Source organism: Pseudomonadota bacterium (genome assembly GCA_040752895.1).
Classification (GTDB): Bacteria; Pseudomonadota; Alphaproteobacteria.
The window spans coordinates 205,169-231,104 of record JBFMHN010000004.1 but is presented as its reverse complement, the minus strand read 5'-3'; the positions used below and the strand labels follow the sequence as shown (position 1 = coordinate 231,104).

19 protein-coding genes are annotated in these 25,936 nt (G+C 66.1%); 16 read left to right on the top strand and 3 right to left on the bottom strand.

Features of this window, described 5'->3' with window-relative positions; translation table 11 throughout:
- The first annotated feature begins 20 nt into the window (after positions 1-20).
- The 16 genes from AB1781_09000 to ligA all read left to right on the top strand — a co-directional run bounded on the left by AB1781_09000 (position 21) and on the right by ligA (position 20,703).
- Entirely contained in the window at positions 21-1,454 is a 1,434-nt protein-coding gene (locus AB1781_09000; protein MEW5704705.1) for a UDP-N-acetylmuramoyl-L-alanyl-D-glutamate--2,6-diaminopimelate ligase, read from the top strand.
- Positions 1,451-2,878 (top strand): UDP-N-acetylmuramoylalanyl-D-glutamyl-2,6-diaminopimelate--D-alanyl-D-alanine ligase, encoded by a 1,428-nt coding sequence (locus tag AB1781_08995; GenBank protein MEW5704704.1) that lies wholly within the window; start codon positions 1,451-1,453, stop codon positions 2,876-2,878. Before AB1781_09000 ends, AB1781_08995 begins: the two co-directional genes overlap by 4 nt.
- A gap of 12 nt (positions 2,879-2,890) precedes the next feature.
- Complete coding sequence (gene mraY / locus AB1781_08990) at positions 2,891-3,979, top strand: phospho-N-acetylmuramoyl-pentapeptide-transferase (GenBank protein MEW5704703.1); 1,089 nt, start codon at positions 2,891-2,893, stop codon at positions 3,977-3,979.
- 4 nt (positions 3,980-3,983) lie between these two features.
- A complete protein-coding gene (murD, locus tag AB1781_08985; GenBank protein ID MEW5704702.1) occupies positions 3,984-5,393 on the top strand; it encodes a UDP-N-acetylmuramoyl-L-alanine--D-glutamate ligase in 1,410 nt (469 codons plus the stop codon).
- Entirely contained in the window at positions 5,390-6,514 is a 1,125-nt protein-coding gene (ftsW, locus tag AB1781_08980) for a putative lipid II flippase FtsW (GenBank protein ID MEW5704701.1), read from the top strand. The genes murD and ftsW overlap by 4 nt, the downstream gene beginning before the upstream one ends.
- Positions 6,514-7,671: an undecaprenyldiphospho-muramoylpentapeptide beta-N-acetylglucosaminyltransferase gene (gene murG / locus AB1781_08975; protein ID MEW5704700.1), complete on the top strand. Its 1,158-nt coding sequence runs from the start codon at positions 6,514-6,516 to the stop codon at positions 7,669-7,671. The genes ftsW and murG overlap by 1 nt, the downstream gene beginning before the upstream one ends.
- Complete coding sequence (gene murC / locus AB1781_08970) at positions 7,668-9,104, top strand: UDP-N-acetylmuramate--L-alanine ligase (GenBank protein MEW5704699.1); 1,437 nt, start codon at positions 7,668-7,670, stop codon at positions 9,102-9,104. The genes murG and murC overlap by 4 nt, the downstream gene beginning before the upstream one ends.
- Entirely contained in the window at positions 9,101-10,039 is a 939-nt protein-coding gene (gene murB / locus AB1781_08965) for a UDP-N-acetylmuramate dehydrogenase (GenBank protein ID MEW5704698.1), read from the top strand. Before murC ends, murB begins: the two co-directional genes overlap by 4 nt.
- Positions 10,036-10,953, top strand: coding sequence for a D-alanine--D-alanine ligase (locus tag AB1781_08960; GenBank protein MEW5704697.1), 918 nt, complete (start codon positions 10,036-10,038; stop codon positions 10,951-10,953). The genes murB and AB1781_08960 overlap by 4 nt, the downstream gene beginning before the upstream one ends.
- Positions 10,941-11,795: a cell division protein FtsQ/DivIB gene (locus tag AB1781_08955; protein MEW5704696.1), complete on the top strand. Its 855-nt coding sequence runs from the start codon at positions 10,941-10,943 to the stop codon at positions 11,793-11,795. The genes AB1781_08960 and AB1781_08955 overlap by 13 nt, the downstream gene beginning before the upstream one ends.
- 27 nt (positions 11,796-11,822) lie before the next feature.
- Positions 11,823-13,073 carry a cell division protein FtsA gene (gene ftsA / locus AB1781_08950; GenBank protein MEW5704695.1) on the top strand — a complete coding sequence of 417 codons (1,251 nt, stop codon included), beginning with the start codon at positions 11,823-11,825 and terminating at the stop codon, positions 13,071-13,073.
- 91 nt (positions 13,074-13,164) lie between these two features.
- The gene (ftsZ, locus tag AB1781_08945; protein ID MEW5704694.1) at positions 13,165-14,829 is read left to right on the top strand and encodes a cell division protein FtsZ; all 1,665 of its coding nucleotides are present in this window, start codon (positions 13,165-13,167) and stop codon (positions 14,827-14,829) included.
- 153 nt (positions 14,830-14,982) lie between these two features.
- A complete protein-coding gene (lpxC, locus tag AB1781_08940; protein ID MEW5704693.1) occupies positions 14,983-15,906 on the top strand; it encodes a UDP-3-O-acyl-N-acetylglucosamine deacetylase in 924 nt (307 codons plus the stop codon).
- A gap of 181 nt (positions 15,907-16,087) precedes the next feature.
- Positions 16,088-16,921 (top strand): outer membrane protein assembly factor BamD, encoded by an 834-nt coding sequence (locus tag AB1781_08935; GenBank protein ID MEW5704692.1) that lies wholly within the window; start codon positions 16,088-16,090, stop codon positions 16,919-16,921.
- Positions 16,922-16,936: 15 nt separating this feature from the next.
- Positions 16,937-18,610, top strand: a complete 1,674-nt coding sequence (gene recN / locus AB1781_08930) for a DNA repair protein RecN (GenBank protein MEW5704691.1) — start codon at positions 16,937-16,939, stop codon at positions 18,608-18,610.
- The gene (gene ligA, locus AB1781_08925; protein MEW5704690.1) at positions 18,607-20,703 is read left to right on the top strand and encodes an NAD-dependent DNA ligase LigA; all 2,097 of its coding nucleotides are present in this window, start codon (positions 18,607-18,609) and stop codon (positions 20,701-20,703) included. The genes recN and ligA overlap by 4 nt, the downstream gene beginning before the upstream one ends.
- Before the next feature lie 4 nt (positions 20,704-20,707).
- Here the strand turns inward: ligA and AB1781_08920 are convergent, their stop codons facing one another.
- Genes AB1781_08920 through AB1781_08910 form a run of 3 tightly spaced genes read right to left on the bottom strand, consistent with a single transcriptional unit; the run spans position 20,708 to position 25,921 of the window.
- Positions 20,708-22,735 carry a M24 family metallopeptidase gene (locus tag AB1781_08920; GenBank protein ID MEW5704689.1) on the bottom strand — a complete coding sequence of 676 codons (2,028 nt, stop codon included), beginning with the start codon at positions 22,733-22,735 and terminating at the stop codon, positions 20,708-20,710.
- Between the two features lie 10 nt (positions 22,736-22,745).
- On the bottom strand, positions 22,746-23,663 hold the full coding sequence (locus AB1781_08915; protein ID MEW5704688.1) for a 50S ribosomal protein L11 methyltransferase: 918 nt from the start codon (positions 23,661-23,663) through the stop codon (positions 22,746-22,748).
- Entirely contained in the window at positions 23,660-25,921 is a 2,262-nt protein-coding gene (locus AB1781_08910) for a UvrD-helicase domain-containing protein (protein ID MEW5704687.1), read from the bottom strand. Before AB1781_08910 ends, AB1781_08915 begins: the two co-directional genes overlap by 4 nt.
- Between the last annotated feature and the right edge of the window lie 15 nt (positions 25,922-25,936).

Here is a 25,936-nt window from a genome sequence, read left to right as displayed (position 1 = left end):
GCGGCCAAGAAGGAATGAAAATGTTGGAAGGAATGGGAAAAGACGTGGCAATTACCGGCCTTGCGGCCGACTCCCGCCACGTCGCGCCCGGCTTTTTGTTCGCCGCCCTTCCCGGCACGCAAACCGACGGTGCGCGGTTCATCCCGGAAGCCTTGCGACGGGGCGCTGTCGCCATCCTCGGCGCGCCAAAACTGAAAGAAGCGCCACCGAAGAACGCCGCCCTCCTCGTCGCGGAAAACCCGCGCCGGGCCTTCGCCACGCTGGCCGCCCGTTTCTACGCCGCCCAGCCCGAGACGGTCGCCGCCGTCACCGGCACCAACGGGAAAAGCTCGGTCGCCGGTTTCGCCCGCCAGATCTGGGAAGGCCTCGGCCTGCCCGCGGCAAGCCTCGGAACGCTTGGCCTGGAGCCGGCGCTTGCCGAAACGGCGGGCCTTTCGCTGACGACACCAGATCCCGTCCTTCTTCACCACCTGCTCGCCGAACTGGCCGGGCGGAAGATCGACCATCTGGCGATGGAAGCCTCAAGCCACGGCCTTGAACAATTCCGGCTCGACGGGGTTCGCATCCGGATCGCTATCTTCACGACGCTTTCCCGGGATCATCTCGACTACCACGGCTCGATGGCGGCTTACCTCAACGCCAAACTGCGTCTGTTCCGGGAACTGCTGGCCGAGAAGGGAACCGCCGTCCTCAACGCGGACGACGCGGCGTGCGACGCCTTCGCGGCGGCCTGCGCGGAACGCAAGATCAAGATCCTCCGCTACGGCGAGAAGGGCCGCGACCTCCGCCTGCTCGAAAGCACGCCTTCGGATGACGGCCAGGACGTGGTTTGCGAGATTCTCGGCAAAAAAAAGGCGTTCCATCTTCCCCTGGTCGGCGTCTTTCAAGCCAAGAACGTGCTGGCCGCTCTCGGCGCCGTGCTGGCGGCGGGTGGGGACATGGCAAAGGCGCTGGCGATCCTGCCCGGCCTTCGCGGCATCGCCGGCCGCATGGAAGGTGTCGGCCGCCTGCCGAACGGCGGGCGCGTCTTCGTGGACTACGCCCACACGCCGGACGCCCTTGCCCACGCGCTGCGCGCCCTCAAGCCTTATGCGAAGCGGCGGCTTTGCGTCGTCTTCGGCTGCGGCGGCAACCGGGACCGCGGCAAGCGCCCCGAGATGGGCGCCATCGCCGACGCGCTGGCCGATACGGTTTTCGTCACGGACGACAACCCCAGGAACGAGGACGCTGCCGCCATCCGGCGGGAAATTCTGCTCGCCTCCCGGAAAGGACAAGAGATCGCCGATCGCGGGGAAGCCATCCAGGCCGCGATCGCAAGCCTGGAAGCCGGGGACGTTCTGCTGATCGCCGGCAAGGGCCACGAACGGGGTCAGATCGTGGGCACGCGCGTTCTTCCCTTCGATGACCGGGAATTTGCAAAAGCCACGCTGCGGCGCGCCGGAGACAACCCATGACGTCGAAACCGCTTTGGACGTCGGACGAGGCGGTGCGCGCCACCGGTGGAACAAGCCCCGCGCCATGGGAGGCAAGCGGCGTCTCGATCGACAGCCGCCAGGTCGAGCCGGGCGATCTCTTCATAGCGATTCGCGGGCCACGCCGCGACGGGCACGATTACGTCCGCAAGGCTTTCCAGAAGGGCGCGGCGGCGGCCGTCGTCGAGGAGCGGCCGAAGGGGGTCTTGAAGCGCGCCCCGCTTCTGCTCGTCGACAATACGTTCGAAGCCTTGCGCGCCCTGGCGCGCGCCGCCCGCGAGCGCAGCACCGCCCGTATCCTTGCGGTGACGGGCAGCGTCGGGAAAACCGGCACGAAGGAAGCGTTGCGCCTGGCGCTCGCCGAAAGCGGCACGGTCACGGCGACGGTCGGCAACCTCAACAACGCATACGGCGTTCCTTTAAGCCTTGCGCGCCTGCCGCGGGACGCGGACTACGGCGTTTTCGAGCTCGGCATGAACCACCCCGGCGAGATCGGCGCCCTTGCCACGCTCCTACGGCCGGAAATTGGTATCATCACGAACGTCGAGGCCGTGCACATGGCGCATTTCCGTTCCGTCGCGGAAATCGCCGACGCAAAGGCCGAGATATTCGAAGGCATGAACGCTGACGGCTTCGCGATCCTCAACCGCGACAACCCGTACTTCCAGCGGCTGACGGCGGCGGCAAGGGCGCAAGGCATCTCCCGCATCGTGGGTTTCGGTGAACACCCCGAGGCCCAGGCGCGCCTCATCAACTGCACGTGCCACGCTTTTTCCAGCAACGTCGTCGCCGAGATCGGCGGTGTCGAGATCCACTACCGCGTGGGCGTTCCTGGCCGCCACTGGGTGACGAACAGCCTGGCGGTGCTGGCCGCCGTTGACGCCGTCGGCGCCAACGTCCAGCGCGCGGCGGCGCGACTTGGCAATCTTACCGCGCCGATTGGGCGCGGCCGGCGCGTCCGCGCCACGCTGCCGAGCGGCACCGTCGAGATCATTGACGAAAGCTACAACGCGAATCCGGCCTCGATGCGCGCCACCTTCGACACACTGGCCGCCGCCCCGGCGGGCCCGGTCGGTCGCCGCATCGTCATCCTCGGCGACATGCTGGAACTCGGCAAGGACGCCCCCCGCATGCACGCGAACCTGGCCGGCGACCTCATCCGGAACAAGATCGACCTCGTGTTCACGGTGGGCAAGCTCATGGAACACCTCGACCGGGAATTGCCGCCGCACATGCGGGGCGGCCACGCGGAGACGGCGGAAGGGCTCGTGCCCACCCTGCTGGCCGAGTTGCACGGCAGCGATATCGTCGCCGTGAAAGGCTCGCGCGCGATGCACATGAGCCACATCATCGAAGCCTTGCTCCACGCCGAAGACGGCGTGGCGAGCGCGGCGAACGGACGCTGAGGGAGCCGCTGAATGCTTTACAACTTTCTTTTTCCGTTCTCGGATCAGTTGCCCGTGCTGAATCTGTTCCGCTACCTCACCTTCCGGACCGGCGGCGCCATTCTGACCGCGCTGCTCATCAGCTTCGTCTTCGGGCCGGCCATCATCCGCTGGCTCAAAGCGCGCCAGAAAGAGGGCCAGCCGATCCGAAAGGAGGGCCCGGAGAGTCATCTCATTCAGAAGGCCGGTACGCCGACGATGGGCGGCTTTCTAATCCTGCTCGGCATGCTGACCTCCACGCTTCTGTGGGCCGACCTCGCGAACCCATACATTTGGGCGGTCCTCGGCGTGACGACCGGCTTCGGTGTCATTGGGTTCGTTGACGACTACCTGAAAGTCCGCCGGCGGTCGTCCCGCGGCATGCCGGCAAAAGTAAAATTCCTGCTGCAGGCGGTCATCGCGCTTGCGGCGAGCTACGCCATCGCGGAAATTGCACACCCGCCGCTCGCCTACAGCCTCGCCTTGCCATTCCTGAAGGGCGTGCTCTTTAATCTCGGCTGGTTTTTTCTTCCCTTCGCGGCCTTCGTCATCATCGGAGCCTCGAACGCGGTGAATTTGACCGATGGGCTTGACGGTCTCGCCATCGTGCCGGTGATGATCGCAACCGCCTGCTTCGCGCTTATCGCCTATCTGGTCGGCAACGCCGTCTTTGCCGGCTACCTCCAGATTCACGGCGTGCCGGGCGCTGGCGAACTCACGGTGCTGTGCGGGGCGCTGCTGGGAGCCTCCCTCGGGTTCCTGTGGTTCAACGCACCGCCCGCCATGGTCTTCATGGGAGACACCGGTTCGCTTTCCGTAGGGGCCGCCCTTGGCGCCATCAGCGTCGTCACCAAGCACGAGCTTGTGCTGGCCATCATCGGCGGGCTTTTCGTGCTGGAAACCGTCTCCGTCATCGTTCAAGTCGCTTCCTTCAAGCTGACGGGCAAGCGCGTCTTCCGCATGGCACCCCTTCATCATCACTTCGAGAAGAAGGGATGGAAGGAGCCCACCATCGTCATTCGTTTCTGGATCATCGCGTCGATTCTGGCCCTCATCGGCCTTTCGACCCTGAAACTGAGGTAAGGGCATGATCGAAGTCACCGCCTACCGGGGTCGCGCCGTCATGGTGCTGGGGCTTGGCCGTTCCGGCCTGGCCACGGCGGCGGGCCTGCGCGAAGGAGGGGCGGCGGTCGTGGCCTGGGACGACGACGCGCGCGCGCGCGAGGAGGCAAGGAAGGAAGGTTTTCCCCTGACCGACCCGGAGCGGCTCGACTGGTCGCACGTCGACGCCCTGGTGCCCAGCCCGGGCATCCCCCTCACCCATCCGAAACCCCACCCCGTCGTCCGCAAAGCGCGCGAGGCGGGCTGTGAAATCCTGGGCGACATCGAACTCCTGGCCCGCACGCAAACGGAAGCCCGCTATGTCGGCATCACCGGCACCAACGGCAAATCGACAACAACCTCGCTGATCGGCCATTTGCTCAAGGCAGCGGGCCACCGCGTCGAACTTGGCGGCAATCTGGGCGCGCCGGCGCTAAAACTCGCCCCCCTCGGCGCCGACGGCACTTACGTGCTCGAACTTTCTTCCTTCCAGCTCGATCTCCTGCGCATGCCCTTCCTGGACGTCGCCGTCCTTCTCAACATCACCCCGGACCACCTCGACCGGCACGGTGACCTCGCGGGCTACATCGCAGCCAAACGGCGGATCTTCGACTGCCTGCGCCAAGGCGGGACGGCCATTCTAGGGATTGACGACAGCCACACGGAGACGATCCGGGGCGCGATCGCGCCGCGGGTCGCCCGCCTGATCCCGATCTCGGCGGAAAAGGTATTGGATCGCGGCGTCAGCGCGGCGGATGGCCAACTGGTCGAACGGCTGGGCACGCGCATTCCCCCCTTTAACCTGCGCAGGCTTGCAGTCTTTCACGGCAAGCACAACTGGCAGAACGCGGCAGCCGCCTGGGCAGCCGTCCGGGCGCTGGGAGTCGAGCCGGAACGCACCGCGCACGGGCTGGAAAGCTTCGCCGGCCTTCCTCATCGCCAGGAACTCGTCGCCGTCGTGAACGGCATCGCTTACGTGAACGACAGCAAGGCGACGAACGCCACCGCCACGGCCATGGCGCTCGCCGCGTTCGACGCCGTTTACTGGATTGTCGGCGGCCGCCCGAAAGCGGAAGGCATCGCGCCCCTCAAGCCCTATTTCTCGCACGTCCGCCACGCTTTCCTGATCGGCGAGGCAACCGAGCGGTTTGCCGAAACCTTAAGCGCCGATGTGCCCTTCACGCGCGCGGGCGACCTCCATACGGCGCTGGAAGCGGCGCGTGGAATGGCCGAGGCCGCCGGCGAAAAAACGGCGGTCGTCCTCTTGTCGCCGGCCTGCGCTTCCTACGACCAGTGGAAGAACTTCGAGGAACGGGGCGACGCCTTTCGCACGCTTGTCCTCAAATTGCCGGACGCCCAGCCGATCGTTCGCACCGGCGGAGGAAACCTTTCATGACGAGCTTCGCGCGCGCCGATACGAGCATCCTGAGCCGCTGGTGGTGGACGGTGGACCGCTGGATGCTGGCGGCGCTGGCGCTGCTCATCGGCATCGGCGCCCTCCTGACCTTGGCCGCGAGCCCCCCGGTTGCCGAGCGGCTCGGTCTCGATTCCTTTTATTTCGTCCAGCGCCATCTGGCCTACCTGCCGGTGGCCGTCGGCGTTCTTTTCCTGGTTTCGCTGCTTACCCCCCGCCCGGCGCGGCGCCTGGCCATCTTCGTCTTCCTCGTCTCTCTTGTGCTGCTGGTGCTGCTGCCTTTCATCGGCGCCGAGGTCAAGGGGGCGAAGCGGTGGATTTGGATTGCCGGCTATTCGCTGCAGCCGTCCGAATTCATCAAGCCCGGCTTCGCCGTGCTGGCGGCCTGGATGTTCGCCGAGCAGCGGTTGAATCGCGAGTTCTCGGGCCGGGCGATTGCCATCGCACTGTATGGCCTCGTCGTCCTGCTGCTGCTCGCCCAGCCCGACCTCGGCATGACTTTCGTCGTCTCCGCGACGTGGTGCGCCCAGTTCGTGCTGGCCGGTCTGCCTTTTTTCTGGGCCGCGCTTCTGCTGGTCCTCGGGATCCTCGGCATGGTCGGCGCTTACTTCGCCTTCCCCCATGTCGCCCAGCGCGTCGAAGGCTTTCTCGATCCGGCCTCCGCCAACAGCTATCAGGTGGCGCGGGCGATGGAAGCGTTCGGAAACGGGGGCTTCTTTGGCCGCGGGCCCGGCGAGGGACGCATCAAAGAATTGATCCCGGACGCCCATACGGACTTTATCTTCGCCGTCGCCGGCGAGGAATTCGGGTTGCTTGTCTGCCTCCTTATCGTCGGCCTCTTTGGCTTCATCCTGCTGCGCGGGTTCGCCCGCATGATGCGGGAGGAAAATCTTTTCATTTTTATCGCCGTGGCGGGCCTGCTGCTGCAATTCGCGCTGCAGGCGCTCATCAACCTGGCATCGGCCGTGAACCTGATACCGACAAAGGGGATGACGCTTCCCTTCATTTCCTACGGCGGTTCGTCGCTCATTGCCCTTGCCTTCACGATGGGGCTGATTCTCGCCTTCACCCGCCGCCACGCGCACTTCCGGGAGAAATTCTGATGCCGGCCTCACCCCCTTTCGTTTTCCTTGCGACGGGCGGCACCGGCGGCCACGTCTTTCCGGCGGAGGCGCTGGCGGAGGCGCTCGGCCGGCGCGGCGTGCGGCTGGCGCTGGTGACGGACCGGCGCGGCCATGCCTACCGCGGCGCGCTGGCCAATCTTGACGTGTACCGCATCCGCGCCGCCCAGGTGGCCGGACGCAAGGTCTGGCAGCTTGTCCGGGCGACTGTCGCGCTCGCGCTTGGGTTCTGTCAGGCTTACCGCCTGCTGCGCCGATTGAAACCCAAGGTCGTTGTCGGCTTCGGCGGCTACGCCTCGGTGCCGACCATGCTGGCCGCGCGCTGGCTGCGCGTGCCGACCATTCTGCATGAGCAGAACGCGATTCTTGGCCGCGCCAACCGGCTGCTTGCCCCCCTGGTCACGACGATCGCCACCGCCTTTCCGGCGACCGGCCATGTGCGGCCGGCCGACGCCGGCAAGGTAAGAATCACCGGCAACCCGGTGCGCAGGGCTTTCCGGGAGGTGCGGGAACGTTCTTACCCAGCACTCGAACCGGGGGAACCCTTCGTCCTTCTGGTGCTTGGCGGAAGCCAGGGCGCGCGGGTCTTCGGCCGCATCGTGCCGAAAGCACTGGCGGCGCTTTCGGCGGAGATGCGTCTTCGCCTGCGCGTCCATCAGCAATGCCGCCCGGAGGATCGGGAGGCCGTGCGGAACACCTATGAAAGCCTCGGGATCGAAGCCGACACCGCCACCTTCTTCGAAGACGTGCCGGAACGGATGGGGCAAGCCCACCTTGTCGTCTCGAGGGCCGGCGCCTCGACGGTGGCCGAACTCACGGCGGCCGGGCGGCCCGCCATTCTGGTGCCCTACCCCGCTGCAACGGACGATCACCAGACGGCGAATGCCCGTGCGCTGGACGAAGCGGGCGCGGCCTGGTTGATGCCGGAAGCCGCCTTCACGCCGGAGGCGCTGGCGGCACGAATCGAATCCTTCCTCGAAACGCCGGTCATTCTGGACAAAGCCGCCAAGAGCGCGCGCGGCCTGGGCAAGGCGGAGGCGGCGGAACGGCTGGTGGACGCCGTCGCCGAACTCCTGCCCGATGCCACCGCCAACGGCGGCGCCGTGAATCGCCGAAGCACGAAGGGAGCCTTGGCATGAAGGCGTTCCATCTTCCGCTTTCCCTTGGCCGGATTCACTTCGTCGGCATCGGCGGCATCGGCATGAGCGGCATCGCCGAAATCCTGCACAACCTCGGCTACGGCGTGCAGGGCAGCGATGTAAGCGAAAACGCGAACGTTCTGCGGCTCCGCCGGCTTGGCGTTCCCATCGCCATCGGGCATGCGCCCGAAAACCTGCAGGACGCCGAAGTCGTCGTCGTCTCTTCCGCCGTCAAGGCACCCAACCCGGAAGTGGCGGCGGCGCGCGCCCGGCACCTGCCGATCGTGCGGCGCGCTGAGATGCTTGGCGAGCTGATGCGTCTCAAATGGTCGATCGCCGTTGGCGGCTCCCACGGCAAGACAACGACCACCTCGCTGATCGCCGCCCTGCTCGATGGCGCCGGCATGGACCCCACTGTCATCAACGGCGGGATCATCAACGCCTATGGCACGAACGCGCGGCTTGGCGGCGGCGACTGGATAGTCGTCGAGGCCGACGAATCGGACGGCACCTTCGTCAAATTGCCGGCAACGATCGCCGTCATCACAAACATCGACCGTGAGCACCTCGACTTCTACGGCTCCTTCGCGGAGTTGCGAAACGCCTTTGTCCGCTTCGTCGAGAACATCCCGTTCTACGGCTTCGCGATCCTTTGCATCGACGACCCGGAGGTCCAGGCCATCGTTCCCCGAATCCCCGACCGCCGAATCGTGACTTGCGGGCTTTCTCCGCAGGCCGACGTCCGCGGCACCCAGGTCGAGATCACGCCGGAGGGCGCCCGCTTCGACGTTGTATTCACCGACCGCACCAGCGGCGAGGAGACGACGTTTGCGGGCCTTCGGCTTCCGATGCCCGGCATTCACAACGTGAAGAACGCGCTCGCCATGGTTGCCCTCGCCAACGAGATGCGGATCGAGGAAGCGGCCCTGCGCAAGGCTCTGGCCGGCTTCAGCGGGGTCAAGCGGCGCTTCACGCGGATCGGCACCGTCGGCGGCGTCACCGTCATCGACGACTATGGCCATCACCCCGCCGAAATCGCCGCCGTCCTCAGCGGCGCCCGCACCGTAACACCGGGCAGGGTAATCGCCGTCTTCCAGCCGCACCGCTACAGTCGGGTCCAAAATCTTTTCGACGCCTTCTGCACCGCCTTCAACGACGCCGATGTCGTGCTGGTCTCCGACATCTACGCGGCGGGCGAAGCGCCGGTCGCGGGCATCAACCGGGAAGCCATCGTCGAGGGCCTGCGCGCCCACGGCCATCGCCAGGTGTTGCCCCTCGAAGAGCCCGAGGCGTTGGCCAAACGGGTTCACGAAATCGCGGAGGAAGGCGACTGCGTCGTCTGCCTCGGCGCCGGCGACGTGACGGCCTGGGCGCAGGCGCTGCCCGACCAGCTCGCGAAACTCTTCGGCAAACTGCCCGAGGTGGAGAGATGATGGCCGCCAAGAAACCCGCCGCGAGGTGCCTGCGCGACCGCCTGCCCGCGGTCCGCGGCACGTACACGGAAGCCGCACCTTTGGCGCCGATGACCTGGTTCCGGGTCGGCGGCGCGGCCGAAGTCCTTTACCTTCCGGCCGACCGCGACGACCTTGCCGCGTTCTTGAAAGGTAAGCCGGCTGACGTGCCGGTTACCCTTCTCGGCCTGGGCTCGAATCTCCTGGTGCGCGACGGCGGCGTGCCGGGCGTCGTCGTGCGTCTGGGCCGCGCCTTCGCCCACCAAGAGGCAAGCGGCCTTACCATTCGGGCCGGGGCTTTCGCGTATGCCCGCGCCATCGCCATGACGGCCCGCGACGCCGGCATCGCCGGCCTCGAATTCCTGAGCGGCATCCCCGGCACGCTGGGCGGCACGCTGCGCATGAACGCCGGCGCCTATGGCCGGGAAATGAAGGACGTCGTCCGCGAAGCCGAAGCGCTCGACGCCAACGGCAACGTGCGGCGACTTGCCCTGGACGAGCTTGGTTTTTCCTACCGGCACACGGCGGTGGGGGAAGGCTGGGTCTTCACAAGCGCCACCCTCGTAGGCGAGAAGGGCGATCCCCAAGAGATTGGGCGGCGGATCGCCGAGATCGCCGGCGCTCGTGAAGAAACCCAGCCCATCCGCACCCGCACCGGTGGCAGCACCTTCACGAATCCGCCCGGCATGAAGGCGTGGGAATTGATCGAACGGGCCGGCTGCCGAGGGCTCAAGATCGGCGGCGCCGCCGTTTCCGACAAGCACTGCAATTTCCTGATCAACACCGGGAACGCGACCGCGGCCGACCTCGAAGCGCTTGGCGAGGAGGTCCGCCGCCGCGTCCTCAAGGCAACCGGCGTCGGGCTGGAATGGGAAATCCGCCGGATCGGCGCGCCCCTGCCGGAGGGTACGCCATGACGAAACGCGTCGCCGTGCTGATGGGAGGGTGGTCGGCCGAACGCGAGGTCTCGCTGGTAAGCGGCCGCGCCGTCGCCAAAGCGCTTGCCGAAAGCGGGCATTCCGTCACCGTTCTCGACGTCACCCGCGACATAAAGACGCTGCTGGCCGATCTGAACCCCAAGCCGGACGCCGTCTTCAACGCCCTGCACGGCCGCTTCGGCGAAGACGGCTGCGTTCAGGGCTTGCTTGAAATCCTCGGCATCCCCTATACCCATTCCGGCGTGCTGGCTTCGGCCGCCGCGATGGACAAGCCGACGGCGCGGCGGCTGTTCGCGGCCGCCGGCATTCCCCACCCGGAAGGCATGGTCTGCAGCCGCCAGGCGATCGAAAACGCGCACCCCATGGCGCCGCCTTACGTACTGAAACCGGTGAACGAAGGGTCAAGCGTCGGCGTGCGTCTCGTGCTTGAGAAGGAAGGTGCGCCGGGCTGCGGCGGAGCGTGGCCGTACGGCGAGAGGATTCTCGTCGAACGCTATATCCCGGGCCGCGAGATTTGCGTCGCCGTCATGGGCGAGATCGCCATCGGCGCCATCGAGATCCGGCCGCAGGAGGGCTTTTACGACTACGCGGCAAAATACACCGATGGCAAAGCCACCCATCTGATGCCGGCGCCGATCGTGCCGAAGGCCTACCAAGAAGCCCTGCGGCTCGGCCTCGAAGCGCATCGGGCGCTGGGCTGCCGTGGCGTCACGCGAACCGACCTTCGCTACGACGACAGCCAGGGCGAGCCCGGCAAATTCTATGTCCTCGAAGTAAACACACAGCCCGGCATGACGCCGCTTTCTCTGGTTCCGGAACTGGCCGCCCATGCCGGCATCTCGTTTCCCGAGCTTGTTGCCTGGATGGTGGAGAACGCCCGATGCGAAAGCTGATCAGCCGTCTGCTCCCGAAAAGAAAGGAGGCGTCCCCGCGCAAGCGCCGCGGAGTACGCAAGATACCTTCGGCCCTTCGCAACACCTTTCTCCTCGCCACCCTGGTCGGACTGCTGACGGGCGGCGGCTGGGCGTGGTGGTCGGGGTGGGCGGCGGCGAAGCACGACGCAGCCCTCGCCTGGGCGATGGCAAAAAGCGTCGATGCCGGGCTTGCCATCCGGGAAATCGAAGTGCAGGGGCACGCCGAAACCGACCGAGCCGCCATTCTTGCCGCGCTTGGGGCCCGGGCCGGCGATCCCATCCTCGAATTCGAGCCCGATCGGGCGAAGGGCGCACTTGAGGCGCTGCCCTGGGTCCGCTCGGCCACCGTCGAGCGCCACTTGCCGGATCGTATCCGCCTCGACCTCATCGAACGCCGACCGCTCGCGCTTTGGCAGCGGAACGGCAAGCTTTCCTTGGTCGACGAGCAAGGCGTCGTCGTTCAACGCGACCAGCTTGGCCGGTTCCGCGCGCTTCCCATCGTCATCGGGGAAGAAGCGCCAGGGAAAGCAAAGGCGCTGTTCGAGATTCTCGCGACGCAGCCGGCGCTTGCCGCCCAGGTCGCGACGGCGACGCTGATCGGCAATCGGCGGTGGAACGTAGGCCTCAAGAGCGGCGTCGAAGTCTACCTGCCGGAAACCGACGTCGCCGCCGCCTGGGCAAACCTCGCGGAATACGATCGCCTCGAGGACGCCACGCGCCATCGGGTCGCCGCCTTGGACTTACGGCTGAAGGGACGTCTCGTCGTTCGGCTGGCCCCGGTCAAGACCGGGCCGGGCGGCGGGGCCGAGAACGAAACGTAGAGATCAGAAGACGTAGGGATTGAAAATATGGCACTGGCAAAACCACGTAGCGGCCTAGTTACGGCGCTCGACATCGGTACGACGAAGGTCTGCTGCTTCATCGCACGCTACGAGGGGGATAACGCTCTCAACATTACCGGAATCGGACACCGGGTCTCGAAAGGCCTGCGAGCAGGCGCCATCACGGACATGGAAGCCGCCAAAGAATCGATACTCGCCGCCATCACCTCGGCGGAAGAAATGACCGGCGAGACGATCCGCGAGGTTATCGTCAATCTTTCCGGCGGCGCGCCAAGCTCGAAAGTCTTCAATATCGAAATCCCGCTGACGCGGGACGAAATCGGCGACCACGACATCCGCCGGGCCGTCATGGAAGGTTACCCCTACGAGATTCCGGAGGAACGTGTCCCCATCCATACGATCCCGGTCGGCTACGGCATTGACGGCAGCAACGGGATTGACAACCCGCGCGGCATGTTCGGCCATCGCCTGAGCGTCAAAATCAACCTGGTCACCGCCATGGAAAGCGTGGTTCGGAACCTATCCGTCTGCGTCGAGCGGTGCCACCTCGACATCCAGACGATCGTCGAGTCGGCTTACGCCTCCGGTCTTGCTTGCCTGGTCGAAGACGAAATGAAACTCGGCGCGACCCTGATCGACATGGGCGGCGGCACGACCTCGATCGCCGTCTTCGCCGAAGGCAACGCCGTTTACACGGAAAGCCTTCCGATCGGCGGACGGCACGTCACGAACGACATCGCGCGCGGGCTTTCGACCCCGATCCTCCATGCCGAAAGGCTGAAAACGCTTTATGGAAACACGCTGCCCTCCCACACGGAAGACCGCGAGCTTATCGACGTGCCGTCGGTCGGTGAGGAGGAGCACGCCCAAGCTAACCACGTGCCCCGTTCCATGCTGACCGGAATCATCAAGCCCCGCCTGGAAGAAACTTTCGAACTGGTCCGCAATCGCCTGGAGGCAAGCGGCTTCGGCCGCATCGCCGGCCGACGGGCCGTGCTGACCGGCGGCGCCTGCCAGTTGCAAGGTGCCCGCGAATTGGCCGCCGGCGTGCTCGGCAAGCAGGTGCGGATCGGGCGCCCGATCCGCATCCGCGGCCTGGCGGAAGCGACCGGCGGTCCGGCGTTCGCCACCTGCGCCGGCCTCTTGAGCTACGCCCTCCGCACCCCGACCGAGTGGGCCGGGAAATCCGCCTTCGCGAGTGCGCGAACCTCCGCCCGTCCGGGGCGGCTTGGGCAATGGCTGCGCGAGAATTTCTAATGGGAGACGACCGACTTTGAGCAAGCAATCACCACAACCCCCGTCGGCGGACGCCGACCGTTTACGAAAACGCATAACCTTGGAGGCAACGATGACAATTAATTTTACATCACCGGAGACGTACGAACTGAAGCCCCGCATCACCGTGATCGGCGTCGGTGGCGCCGGCGGCAACGCGGTCAATAACATGATCGATTCCGGCCTGGAAGGTGTCGAGTTCCTGGTCGTCAACACGGACGCCCAGTCCCTCGCCTATTCGAAGGCAAGCCGGAAGCTTCAGATGGGGATCGGCATCACGCAAGGGCTTGGCTCCGGCTCACGACCGGAGATCGGCCGGGCCGCCGCCGAAGAGGCGATCCAGGACATTGCCGATCACCTGGAAGGCAGCAACATGGCGTTCATCACCGCCGGCCTCGGCGGCGGCACCGGCACCGGCGCGGCGCCGGTCATCGCCCGGATCGCCCGCGAGAGAGGTATCCTGACCGTCGGCGTCGTGACGAAGCCGTTCGCCTTCGAAGGCACGCAACGGATGCGGATCGCCGAGATGGGCATGGCGGAATTGCAACAATACGTGGATACCCTGATCGTGATCCCGAATCAGAACCTTTTCCGGGTTGCGAATGAGACGACGACGTTCGCCGACGCCTTCAAGATGGCCGATAACGTGTTGCAATCGGGCGTGCGCGGCGTCACCGACCTCATGATCATGCCGGGCCTCATCAACCTCGATTTCGCCGACATCCGGACCGTGATGAGCGAGATGGGCAAGGCGATGATGGGCACCGGCGAGGCGGAAGGCGACCAGCGCGGACTGAAGGCCGCCGAAGCCGCCATCTCCAACCCGCTCCTCGACGACGTGACGATGAAGGGTGCGCGCGGCGTGCTCATCAACATCACCGGCGGACACGACATGACGCTGTTTGAAGTGGACGAGGCGGCGAACCGGATTCGCGAGGAAGTGGACCCGGAAGCCAACATCATCTTCGGCTCCACCTTCGAGGATGCGCTGGAAGGGCGCATGCGGGTCTCGGTCGTCGCCACCGGCATTGATCTCGAAGCGGAAGTGGCGCCGAAGCCGAACCGGATCAGCCTGGTCTCCGATCGCGGGCGGCCGATCCAACCACGGGAAGCCGCCGCCAACCCCGCCGCCACGGCCATCTCGGCCGAGGCCGCAGCCGAGGACGCGTTCCCCCCCGCCGAGACGGCCGAAGCCGGAGCCCAAGCCTCGGCCGAACCGGTGCAGGAAACCGCTGCCGCGACGATAGACCCGCCCTTCATCGCGCCGAAGCCGGCCGAAGCCCGGCCGGGCGGCAATCGGGAGGCGGATCCCTTCGCCGCCGCGGCGATAACGAACGGGGCTTACGGCCGCCGCTCGGAATCCCGCCCCAGCCTCTTCGAGCGTATGACGGGAACCGGCCGCGCCCGCCAGTCGGAGAACGAAGAAACGCCGAGGGCGACCCCTTCGGCCGTCGAAAGGCGGGCGACGCCGACCATGCCCGCCATCAACCGCGGCCCTTCGCCAGCGGCACCGGCCGTCAAGGTGGAACGTCCAGCGGCACCGGCCGTCAAGGTGGAGCGTCCAGCGGCACCGGCCGTCAAGGTGGAGCGTCCGGCGGCACCCGCCAAGGCCGAACGCCCGACCGTCCCGGCCATGCCGGAAAATCTCGAAGACCTCGCCGACGGACCGGCGGAAGCGGCAAGGCCGGAAGAGGACCTTCTCGAGATCCCCGCCTTCCTGCGCCGGCAAGCAAATTAACCACCGGAAAGGCAGACTGGATGGCTCGTAACATTTTGTAACAAAACGTGATTTGAATGCCCGGGGGGATGTTGTTACACCCCCCGGAGCATTCAAGCGATGGTTAATCCGCTGCAAAACTCATTTAACGAGTCTTCAAATCAGAACTTGGCGTTGAACACGATTTCCCAAAAGACCCTTCGCAGCGAAATCTCCTGCACCGGAACCGGCCTCCATACCGGCGCCCACGTCACGATGACGATGCGCCCGGCCGGGCCGGATACCGGCATCGTCTTCCGGCGCACCGATATCGCGGGCGCAGGGGCCAAGCTTCCGGCGCGGTGGGACTACGTCGTCAATACGACGATGGGCACGACGCTTGGCAACGTCGGCGGCATTCGGCTCGCCACCGTCGAACATCTGATGGCGGCCCTCTACGGCTGCGAGATCGACAACGCCGTCATCGACGTTTCGGGACCCGAAGTGCCGGTGATGGACGGCAGCGCCGCCCCCTTCGTCTTCCTGATTGAATGCGCCGGCATCCAGGAGCAGAAAGCGGCGCGGATGGCGATTGAGGTCATCAAGCCGATCCTCGTCAAGGACGGCAACCGACACGCCGCGCTTCTGCCCTCGCCGATCTTCTCCGTCGAGTGCAAAATCCACTTCGAAAGCCAAGCCATTGCCCGCCAGAGTTGCCGTTTCCACCTTTCCAACGGCACCTTCAAGTCGAATATTTGCCGGGCCCGGACGTTCGGTTTCGAGAGCGAGGTCAGCAAGCTCCGTGCGGCCGGACTGGCGCGCGGGGGATCGCTGAAAAATGCCGTCGTCGTCAGCGGCGACAAGGTGCTGAACGAAGAAGGGCTTCGCTACGAAGACGAATTCGTTCGCCATAAAGCCCTCGATTGCATCGGCGACCTGTACCTTGCCGGCGGGCCAGTGCTCGGTTTTTACCGCGGCACCTATTCCGGCCATACGCTGAACAACCAGTTGCTTCACAAATTGTTTTCCGAGAAAGACGCCTTCCGCCGCGTGCCGGCTGAAAAAATTCCCCATGTGGACGCGGCATGGGAACCGTCACTGAGTGCGATGGAAGCCTGATCGCCGACACTTTCTCCGAATTTCGCCGCCACCCTTCCGCCGCCGCAACCGGCGGCGTTTTTGCGTGCGCGGCGCGAAGCCCCGGAAAGCCTCTGGGAATACGCGCACCCCATGCTATAGTTACGCCGACAAGGCGGGGGGCGCCTTTGTGCCCGCCAGGAACCCGATACCATTCACACCGATGCCCAGGTCTTTTCACGTTTTTCGACGGTTTTGTGCGATTTTCGGGACGCTTTTCCTGCTTGGCGCCTGCGCGTCGGACGACAGGGGCGGCACCCAGATCGGCACGGACATCTTCCTCGATCGGGCGGCGCCCGAGCTTTACACAGAAGCCATGAACAAACTCCTTGATGGCGACCTCCGCAGCGCCAACGACGCCTTCAACGAAGTCGAGCGCCAGCACCCTTACTCGGTCTGGGCGACGAAGGCGAAGCTGATGGTGGCCTATACTTTTTACCTGCGAAACAAGTACGACGAGGCAATCAATGCCCTCGATCGCTTTATTCAGCTTCACCCTGGAAACCCGGACGCGCCCTATGCTTATTACCTGAAGGCGCTCAGCTACTATGAACGGATTTCGAACGTCCGCCGCGACCAGGCGATGACCCTCCATGCGATCGAGGCGTTCGACGTGCTCGTGCGACGCTTTCCGGACAGCAAATACGCGCGCGATGCCCGCCTCAAAATCGAGTTCGCCCATAACCAGCTCGCCGGCCAGGAGATGGAGGTCGGCCGTTACTACTTGAGGCGGGACAACTATGTCGCGGCGATCAAGCGGTTTCGATACGTCGTCGAGCGGTACCAGAACACGGCACAAGTGGCCGAAGCGTTGCATCGGCTGACGGAGTCCTATGTCGCCCTTGGCCTCCTCGACGAGGCGCGCAAGACGGCGGCCGTGCTTGGGTACAATTTCCCCGGAAGCCCTTGGTACCAGGACAGTTACGATCTGCTTACCAAGAAAAAGCTGCAGCCCATGGTGGCGGCGAATCCCCCTTCCGACGCAGCGAAAAATTGAGGTGTCCGAACGCCGATGCTCGCCGGTCTTTCCATCCGGGATTTCGTCTTAATTGACCGGCTAGATCTTCGATTCCATGACGGGCTTGGCGTACTTACGGGCGAGACCGGGGCAGGCAAATCCATCCTGCTCGAAGCGCTGGGGCTGGCGCTCGGCGGACGGGCCTCGCCGACGCTGCTTCGCGCCCAAGCCAAACAAGGCAGCATCGCCGCCGAGTTTCATTTGTGCCCTGCCGACGCCGCGCACACCTTCCTCGCCGAGGCCGGCCTGCCGGCCGCCGGCGACCGGTTAATCCTTAGACGGACCTTTGCAGCGGACGGCAAAAGTCGCGCCTTCGTCAACGACGAGCCAGCCAGCGTTTTGCTCGTCCAGCGGCTCGGCGAAAGCCTGATCGAAATTCAGGGCCAGTTCGAGGACCGCGGCCTTCTCAACCCGGTCACCCATCGCGAAGCCCTCGATTCCTTCGGCGATTACGCGGCTGAAGTTCAGGCGACGGCGCGGGCCTTCGACGCCTGGAAGGAGGCCGAGCGGACGCTTCTCGAGGCGGAGGCCGAGAATGAACGAACGGCCCGGCGCGAGGACGAGCTTCGCCACCACCTTGAGGAACTTGACCGCCTCGACCCGCGCGAGGATGAGGAGACGGTCCTTGGCGAAACCCGCGACCTCCTGCGCCACGGCGAACAGCTTGGGGAGGCTTTGAACCAGGCGACGGCGGCGCTCGCAGGCGAACCCGATGTCGAGACGGCGCTGGCCCACGCCCGCAAGGCCCTGGCGCGCCAGGCGACGGCGGCCAAGGGAAGGTTCGACCCGATCCTGAAAAGCCTGGAGGCGGCTTCCCTCGAACTGGCCGAAGCCCTGGGCGCCCTTGCCCATCTCGCCGGCGATTTCGAGGCCGACCCGACACGCCTCGAAGAAGTCGAGGGGCGGCTCTTCGCGCTCCGTGCGTGCGCCCGCAAGCACGGCCTTCCGGTCTCCGAACTTCCGCATTTTCGCGAAGCGCTGAAAGCCAAGCTCCGAAGCGTCGAGGTAGCGACCGAGGATTTGCGGAAGTCCGAGGCCCGTCTCGCCGAACTCCGCGAAACCTATTGCAAGGCGGCGACGACGCTGCGCAAGGCGCGGGCAAGCGCAAGCCTGCGTCTGGACCAGGCGATCCAGGCCGAGCTCGGTCCATTGAAGCTCGAAAAAGCCGTTTTCAAGACCCAACTCACGCCCCTGGAAGAAGCCCAATGGGCGCGCCACGGGACGGACCGCATCACCTTCGAGGGCACGATGAACCCGGGCGGTACCCCGGGCCCACTTGCCAAGATCGCCTCGGGCGGCGAGCTTTCCCGGCTCATGCTGGCGTTGAAGGTCGTGCTTTCCCAAGCCAACCCGGTGCCGACCCTTGTCTTTGACGAGGTTGACCGCGGCATCGGCGGTGCCGTCGCCACCGCCGTTGGCGAGCGGCTGGCCCGCCTGGGAAACGACGTGCAAGTCCTCGTCGTCACCCATTCCCCGCAAGTGGCGGCCTTGGGCGCCCATCATTGGCGGGTTAGGAAGTCGGAAACCGCGCAGGGCGTCGTCGCCCATGTCGAGGAGCTTCCGCAAGCCGCGCGGCGGGAAGAAATCGCCCGCATGCTGGCCGGCGCGCGCGTGACCGAGGAGGCGCGCGCGGCCGCCGATCAACTGCTTTTGGCGCACAAGACATGAAAACGCCGTCGGCCGAGAAGCCGGTGAAGGCGCTGACCGAGGCGGAGGCGGCAACCGAGCTTGCCCGCCTGGCGGAAGCGATCGCCCGCCACGACGCGGCCTATTACCGGCGCGACGCCCCCCTTGTCTCGGACGCCGAATACGACGCGCTCCGTCGGCGGAACGCGGCGATCGAAAAAAAATTTCCCAAGCTTGTCCGCCCCGACAGCCCCTCGCGGCGGATAGGCGCCGCGCCGGCCGAAGGCTTTCGCAAGGTCACCCACGCGATCCCGATGCTTTCCCTCGATAATGCTTTCGACGAGAAAGACATCGCCGAATTCTTCGGGCGCGTCCGGCGATTCTTAAAGCTTGGCCAGGACACCCCCGTCACGGTGATGGCCGAGCCGAAGATCGACGGCCTTTCCTCCTCGCTCCGCTATGAGAGGGGAGCGTTCGTGCTGGGGGCAACGCGTGGCGATGGTGTGACCGGCGAAGACATCACCGAAAACTTGCGCACGATCGCGGACATTCCGGGAAAGCTTAAAGGCGAGAAGGTCCCGGAGGCGCTCGAGGTCCGCGGAGAAGCCTACATGGCGAGGCGGGATTTCCTCAAACTGAACGAAGCGCGCGCGAAGGCGGGCGAGATGCTTTTCGCCAACCCCAGGAACGCCGCGGCGGGCTCGCTCCGCCAGCTCGACCCATCGATCACCGCCGAGCGCAAGCTCAGCTTCTTCGCCTACGGCTGGGGCGAAACGAGCGTTGCCTTGGGCCAAACCCAATGGGAAGCCATGGAACGGCTTCGAAAAATGGGGCTGGCCACGAACCCGCTTGCCGAACTCTCGGCAAGCGAAGGCGACGCCGCGCGTTTCTACGACCGCATCCAGGAGAAACGGGCCGAGCTTCCTTACGACATCGACGGCATCGTCCTGAAAGTAAACCGCCTCGACTGGCAGGAACGGCTCGGCACCGCAAGCCGGGCACCGCGCTGGGCGATCGCCCGAAAGTTCCCGGCCGAGCAGGCCGAAACCCGCCTGCTCGACATCCGCATCCAGGTCGGCCGCACCGGCGCGCTCACCCCGGTCGCCGTTCTCGAACCCGTAACGGTGGGCGGCGTCGTCGTGAGCCGGGCCACCCTCCACAACGAAGACGAAATCCGGCGCAAGGACGTACGCAAAGGCGACACGGTCCTTATCCAGCGCGCCGGCGACGTCATCCCGCAAGTCCTGGGCATCGTCGCGAAGAAACGCCCGAAGAACGCCGAGCCCTTTCCTTTTCCGACCCACTGCCCGGAATGCCACAGCCTCGCTCTCCGGGAAGAGGGGGAGGCCACCCGCCGCTGCACCGGCGGCCTCATCTGCCCAGCCCAAGCCGTCGAAAGGCTCCGCCACTTCGTCTCCAGGGACGCCTTCGACATCGAGGGCCTCGGCAAGAAGCAGGTCGCGTTCTTCTGGAAGGAGGGGCGCATCCGGGGGCCCGTCGACATCTTCCGACTGGAGAAAACGGACGCCGCCGCCAAGCCGCGCCTTGCCGATTGCGAAGGCTGGGGCGAGGTCTCCGCCCGCAACCTCTTCCGCGCCATCGCGGCGCGCCGGGAAATTTCGCTTGCCCGCTTCATCTACGCCCTCGGCATAAGACAGGTCGGCCAGGCGACGGCGCGCCTCCTCGCCCGCAACTACGTAAGCCTGGAAAACTGGCGGCGCGCGATGCGGGAGGCCGAGGACCGCGCCACCGCCGCCTACCGGGATCTCCTCAACATCGATGGCATCGGGCCCGGCGTCGCCGACGACGTCCTCGGCTTCTTCGCCGAGCCCAGGAACGAAGAAGTGCTTGAAGCGCTCTGCAAGGAAGTCCGCGTCCTCGACTTCCAGGCGCCGCAGGCAACGTCGGTCCTGGCCGGCAAGACGATCGTCTTTACCGGCAATCTGGAATCGATGACCCGGCGCGAGGCAAAGGCCCGCGCCGAAGCGCTTGGCGCGAAGGTCGCGGGCTCGGTCTCCGCGCAGACGGATTTCGTCGTCGCCGGGCCGCACGCCGGCTCGAAGCTGGCCAAGGCAAAAGCCCTCGGCGTTGCGATCTTCGATGAGGCGGAATGGCTGAAACGGACCGGGCGCTGAGGCGCTAAAGCGGCCGCGTCGCGCTTTCGAGCCAGGCCCTTTCCCCCGCTTCCAGAAGCGGGGAGAGCGCGCTTCGCACGCGTTCGTGGTAGGCGTCGAGCCATGCCCTTTCTTCGGCCTCAAGCAGCGACGGCTCGACCAGGGAACGGTCGATCGGCGCCAGCGTCAGCACCTCGAAGCCGAGGACTGCCTTCTCGCCCGTCGCGGCGGCGGAAGGCGGGGTCACGGCCAGCAGGCTTTCGATCCGGATGCCGTAGGCGCCTTCCTTGTAGTAGCCGGGCTCATCCGAAAGGACCATGCCGGGGCGAAGCGCGACCGGGCTCGGCAGCTTCGATATGCGTTGCGGTCCTTCGTGCACCCCCAGATAGCAGCCGACCCCGTGGCCGGTTCCGTGGTCGTAGTCGAGGCCCGCCTGCCAGAGCGGAAGCCTGGCGAGAGCGTCGAGCTGCGAGCCCGTCGTCCCTTCCGGAAAACGCGCCCGGGCAAGGGCGATGTGCCCCTTCAACACGCGCGTGAAGCGGTCGCGCTGTTCGGCGGTCGGCGTGCCGATGGCAAGCGTGCGCGTAACGTCCGTCGTGCCATCGAGATACTGGGCACCGGAATCGACCAGGTAAAGCATGCCCGGCGCGAGCGCCCGGTCGGTTGCCGGGCTCACCCGGTAATGCACGATCGCGCCATGGTCGCCGGCGCCGGAGATGGTCGGAAAGCTCAAGCCCCGGAAATGCGCGTTCTCAGCGCGCAAGGCTTCCAGGTGGTCGGCGGCGGAAAGTTCCGTCAGGCGCCCCTGCGGTCCTTCTTCGGAAAGAAAAGCCAGAAAGCGCGTGAGCGCCGCGCCGTCCCGCAAATGGGCGGCACGCATCCCTTCAAGCTCGACCGCGTTCTTGCACGCCTTGGGAAGCGCGCAAGGGTCCATGCCCTCGCGCAGCCTGGCGCCTGCGGCGCGAAGCGTGGCTGCAACCCAAACCGGCGTCGTCTGCGGATCGAGCAGGACCTCCGCGCCGCCGCGCCCGAGCCCTGCCAGCGCCTCCCCTAGGCTTTGCCTTGGCCGCACCCGCACGCCGACGCCGAGATCGGCCTTCACCGCGGCGGGCACCTTGCGGGGATCGACGAACCAGTCCACCGTGCCGTCACGGTAAAGGAGGGCGAAGGAAAGGCAAAGCGGGGTGTGCGCAAGATCGCCGCCGCGCACGTTGAGAAGCCAGGCAATCGAATCCGGCTGGGCGAGAAAGCCCGCTGCCGCCCCTTCCAGGGTAGCGGCTACTACCTGGCGCTTCTCCGCGCTAGACTGCCCCGAGAAACCCAGCGCGTGCGCGACCGCCGGCGAAATGGGCGGCGGCGGACGGTCGTCCCAGACGCCGTCGATCGGGTTTTCCCGGCACGGCACGAGCAGGGCCTGCGCTTCCTCGCAGGCCTGCGAAAAGGCCTTGAGGCCCGACGGCGTGTGCAGCCACGGATCGAACCCGATTCGCATGCCCGGCGTCACCGCCGCCTTCAACCACGCCGCGGGCGGGTTCTGCGTCAGGTGGAGCGGCGTGAAACGGTCGGTCGGCACTTGCGCGGCCACCTGAAGCGTATACCGCCCGTCCACGAAGATCGCCGCCTTCTCCCGCAGCACGATGGCGAGACCGGCCGAGCCGGAAAATCCGGTAAGCCATTGCAGCCTGGCGGCGGCGCGCGGCACGTATTCGCCCTGGTGCTCGTCGGCGCGCGGCACGAGAAAGCCGTCGAGGCGGGCGCACGCCAGCGCGGCGCGAAGCCGGTCCAGCCGCTCCGGCGTCACGACCGCCGCCCGCTCCGCCCGAAAGGTGGTGCGAAATTCCGCTTCGAGGGAGACCAGGGCCTGGCGCAAGGCCGCCGTCGGCGCCTGCGGCAAAAGCCCAAGCCAGGCTTCCGGCTCGATCCCCTTGGGGGCCGCCGCAACGCCCGCCACAAGTTCGCGGATTTCCTCGACCGAAACGGCCATCCCCGCTTCGGCAAGAAATACCGCCAGCGGGTCCGGGCCTTCGCTCTGTTCCTTCAATCCCTGGGCCATGGCCGCAAGGCTAGGCGGACCGCCCCGGCCTGGCAAGGGCGCCCTTGACAAGGACAAGCGTCATCCATTCGGCCACCGGCAGGCGGTGAAGAAGCGCGAAGCCGGCCTCGCGGTAGCGGTTGAGGACTTCCCGCTCCTGCGTCACCAGCAGGCCGGAAAGCACGAGGACGCCGCCCCGCCCGAGATGGCCGGCCATCGCTTCGGCAAGGGCGCGAAGCGGGCGGGCATAAAGATTCGCCATGACGAGATCGAAAGGAGAGGCGCGGGCAAAGGCGGGGTGACGGAAGCCCTCGGCCGTGACCGTGCGAAGGAAAGGGGAAAGGCGGTTTTTCCTGGCGTTCCCGCGGGCGACATCGAGGGCGAGCGGATCGGAATCGGAAGCCACCACCGGCACCTTCCATAAGCCGATCATGGCAAGCGCTAGAACGCCGGAGCCGGTGCCGAGATCGAGCGGCCGGCGGAAGCGGCGGCGGCGGGAAAGACGATCGAGGGCCAGGAGGCAAGCCGCCGTCGTCGGGTGGGCGCCGCTGCCAAAGGCGCGGCCCGCCTCGATCTCAAGGGCCAAGGCACCGGCCGGCGCCAGCCCCCGGCCGTGGGCGCCATGAATGAAGAAGCGTCCCGCCCGGACGGGCGGGCGCTGGCGTTCGGATTCCCGCACCCAGTCGCATTCGGCAAGGCGCGTTACCTTAGGCTCCGGCGATGGGATCCCGGTGGCGGCGGCGGCCACCTGAAGCACCGTCGCAAGATGGCCGAGGTCGGGGGGCGCTTCCAGATAGGCGGCAAGACGCCAGGCTTGTCCTTCCTCTCCCTCCTCGAAGCTGGCGACGGTTTCGGCGAGACTGGCGAGCGCGCGTTCAAAAATGGCGACGGCTTCGGCCGGCACCGAAAGCTCGACCGCAAAAGCGGCCCGATGAGCGGAAGTACTCACGCCCCGGTTACGAAGCTTGCCATCACCTTCTTACGGCCGGCCTTGTCGAAGGCGACGTCGAGCCGGTCAGCCTCCGCCGCCAGCACGCGGCCATAGCCGAATTTGCTATGAAAGACGCGGGCGCCGACACCGAAGGCGGGCGCTGGGCCGGGGACCGCCTTGCCCCGCCCCTTAAGCGTCCGGTCGCGCCTTCCCCGATAGCCGTCCCGCGTTTCCCACTCGAAACTCGCTCCGCTTTCCTGAAAACCATCCGCTTTTCCGGAAGTCCGGCGGTAAAGCCCGGTTTCGGTGTCCCGCTCGACATGTTCGGACGGCAATTCATCGAGGAAGCGCGAGGGCGGATTGCTCTGCCATTGGTTATAGACCCGCCGGTTCGCGGCGTGGGAAAGGTGGACGCGTTTCCTGGCGCGCGTCAGGCCGACATAGGCGAGCCGACGTTCCTCTTCGAGGCCCGCCGCCCCGGTCTCGTCCAGCGTGCGCGGATGGGGAAAGACGCCTTCTTCCCAACCCGGCAGAAAAACGGTGTCGAACTCGAGCCCCTTGGCGCTGTGCAGGGTCATCAGACTCACCATCTCGCCGACCGCCCCGCCCGCGGCATCGTTCTCCATGACCAGGCTGATATGCTCGAGAAAACCAACAAGGGTCTCGAACTCCTCAAGCGCCGCGACCAGCTCCTTCAGGTTCTCGAGCCGGCCCGGCGCGTCGGGCGATTTTTCCTTCTGCCACATGTCCGTATAGCCCGACTCCTCGAGCACGAGGGCGGCGAGTTCGGCATGAGACATCGTATCGAGCAGCCCTCGCCAGCGGTCGAAGTCCTGGAGAAGCCCGGCTAGCGCCCCCCGAACCCTTGGCTTGAGCTCGTCCGTCGTCACCAGCGCGCCCGCCGCCGTCACCAGCGACGTTCCGGCCGCCCGCGCCTGCCGATGCAGCGCCTGCAAGGTCGTGTCGCCAATGCCGCGCTTCGGCGTGTTCACGATACGCTCGAAGGCTAAGTTGTCGTCGGACTGGACGAGGACGCGAAGATAGGCGATGGCATCGCGGATTTCCTGCCGTTCGTAGAAGCGCAGGCCGCCGACGACGCGGTAGGGAACCCCAAGCGTGACAAAACGTTCTTCGAACTCACGGGTCTGAAAGCCGGCCCGGACGAGGATGGCGATTTCGTTGAGCGAATGGCCGGCCCGGTGCAACGCCTCGATTTCCTCGCCGACGAGGCGGGCTTCCTCCTCCCCGTCCCAGGCGCTGCGCAGGCGAAGCGGCTCGGCCGCCGCCACCTCCGTCCACAGCCGTTTGCCGAGCCGGCCCTTGTTCTTCGCGATAAGGTCGGAGGCGACGTTCAGGATGCGGTGGGTCGAGCGGTAGTTCCGTTCGAGGCGGACGACCTTGGCCCCGGGAAAATCCTTTTCGAAACGGAGGATATTGCCGACCTCCGCCCCCCGCCAGCCATAGATCGACTGGTCGTCGTCGCCGACCACGCAGAGATTCCGGCTGGCCTGCGCCAGCAGGCGAAGCCACAAATATTGTGCGACGTTCGAGTCCTGGTACTCGTCCACGAGCAGGTAGCGAAACCGCCGCTGCCAGGTCTGGAGGACGTCTTCGTGCTGCCTGAAAAGCGAAAGGCAATGGAGAATGAGGTCGCCGAAATCGACGGCGTTCAATACCTTCAGCCGCTCCTGGTAGGTCGCGTAAAGGGCGGGCGCCTTGCCGCCGGCGAATTCCGTCGCTTCCGCCGCGGTCACTTTGTCGGGCATAAGGCCGCGGTCCTTCCAGCGCTGGATCAGGTTCAAGAGCGCGCGCGCCGGCCAGCGCTTCTCGTCCAGATCCGCCGCCGCGAGCACCTGCTTCAAGAGGCGCAGCTGGTCATCGGCATCGAGAATCGTGAAGGTGGGCTTGAGGCCGAGAAGTTCCGCATGGCGCCGCAGGATCTGGGCGCAGACCGCGTGAAAGGTGCCGATCCAGAGCCCCTCGGCGGCACGCCCGATAAGGGCGCCGACCCGCCCCTTCATCTCGCGCGCCGCCTTGTTCGTGAAGGTAACGGCCAGGATCTGCCCCGGGATCGCCTTGCGGGTGAGCAGGAGGTGGGCGATGCGGGCCGTCAGCACGCGGGTCTTGCCGGTGCCGGCCCCGGCCAGCACGAGGAGCGGGCCGTCGAGAGTTTCGACCGCCTGGCGTTGTTCCGGGTTCAGGCCTTCGAGGTGGGGGAATGCCTGGACGGGCGGCGCCGGGAGGGGGGGTGTCCTTTCAACTTCGGCGTTCGCCATGACGTCTTATAACCT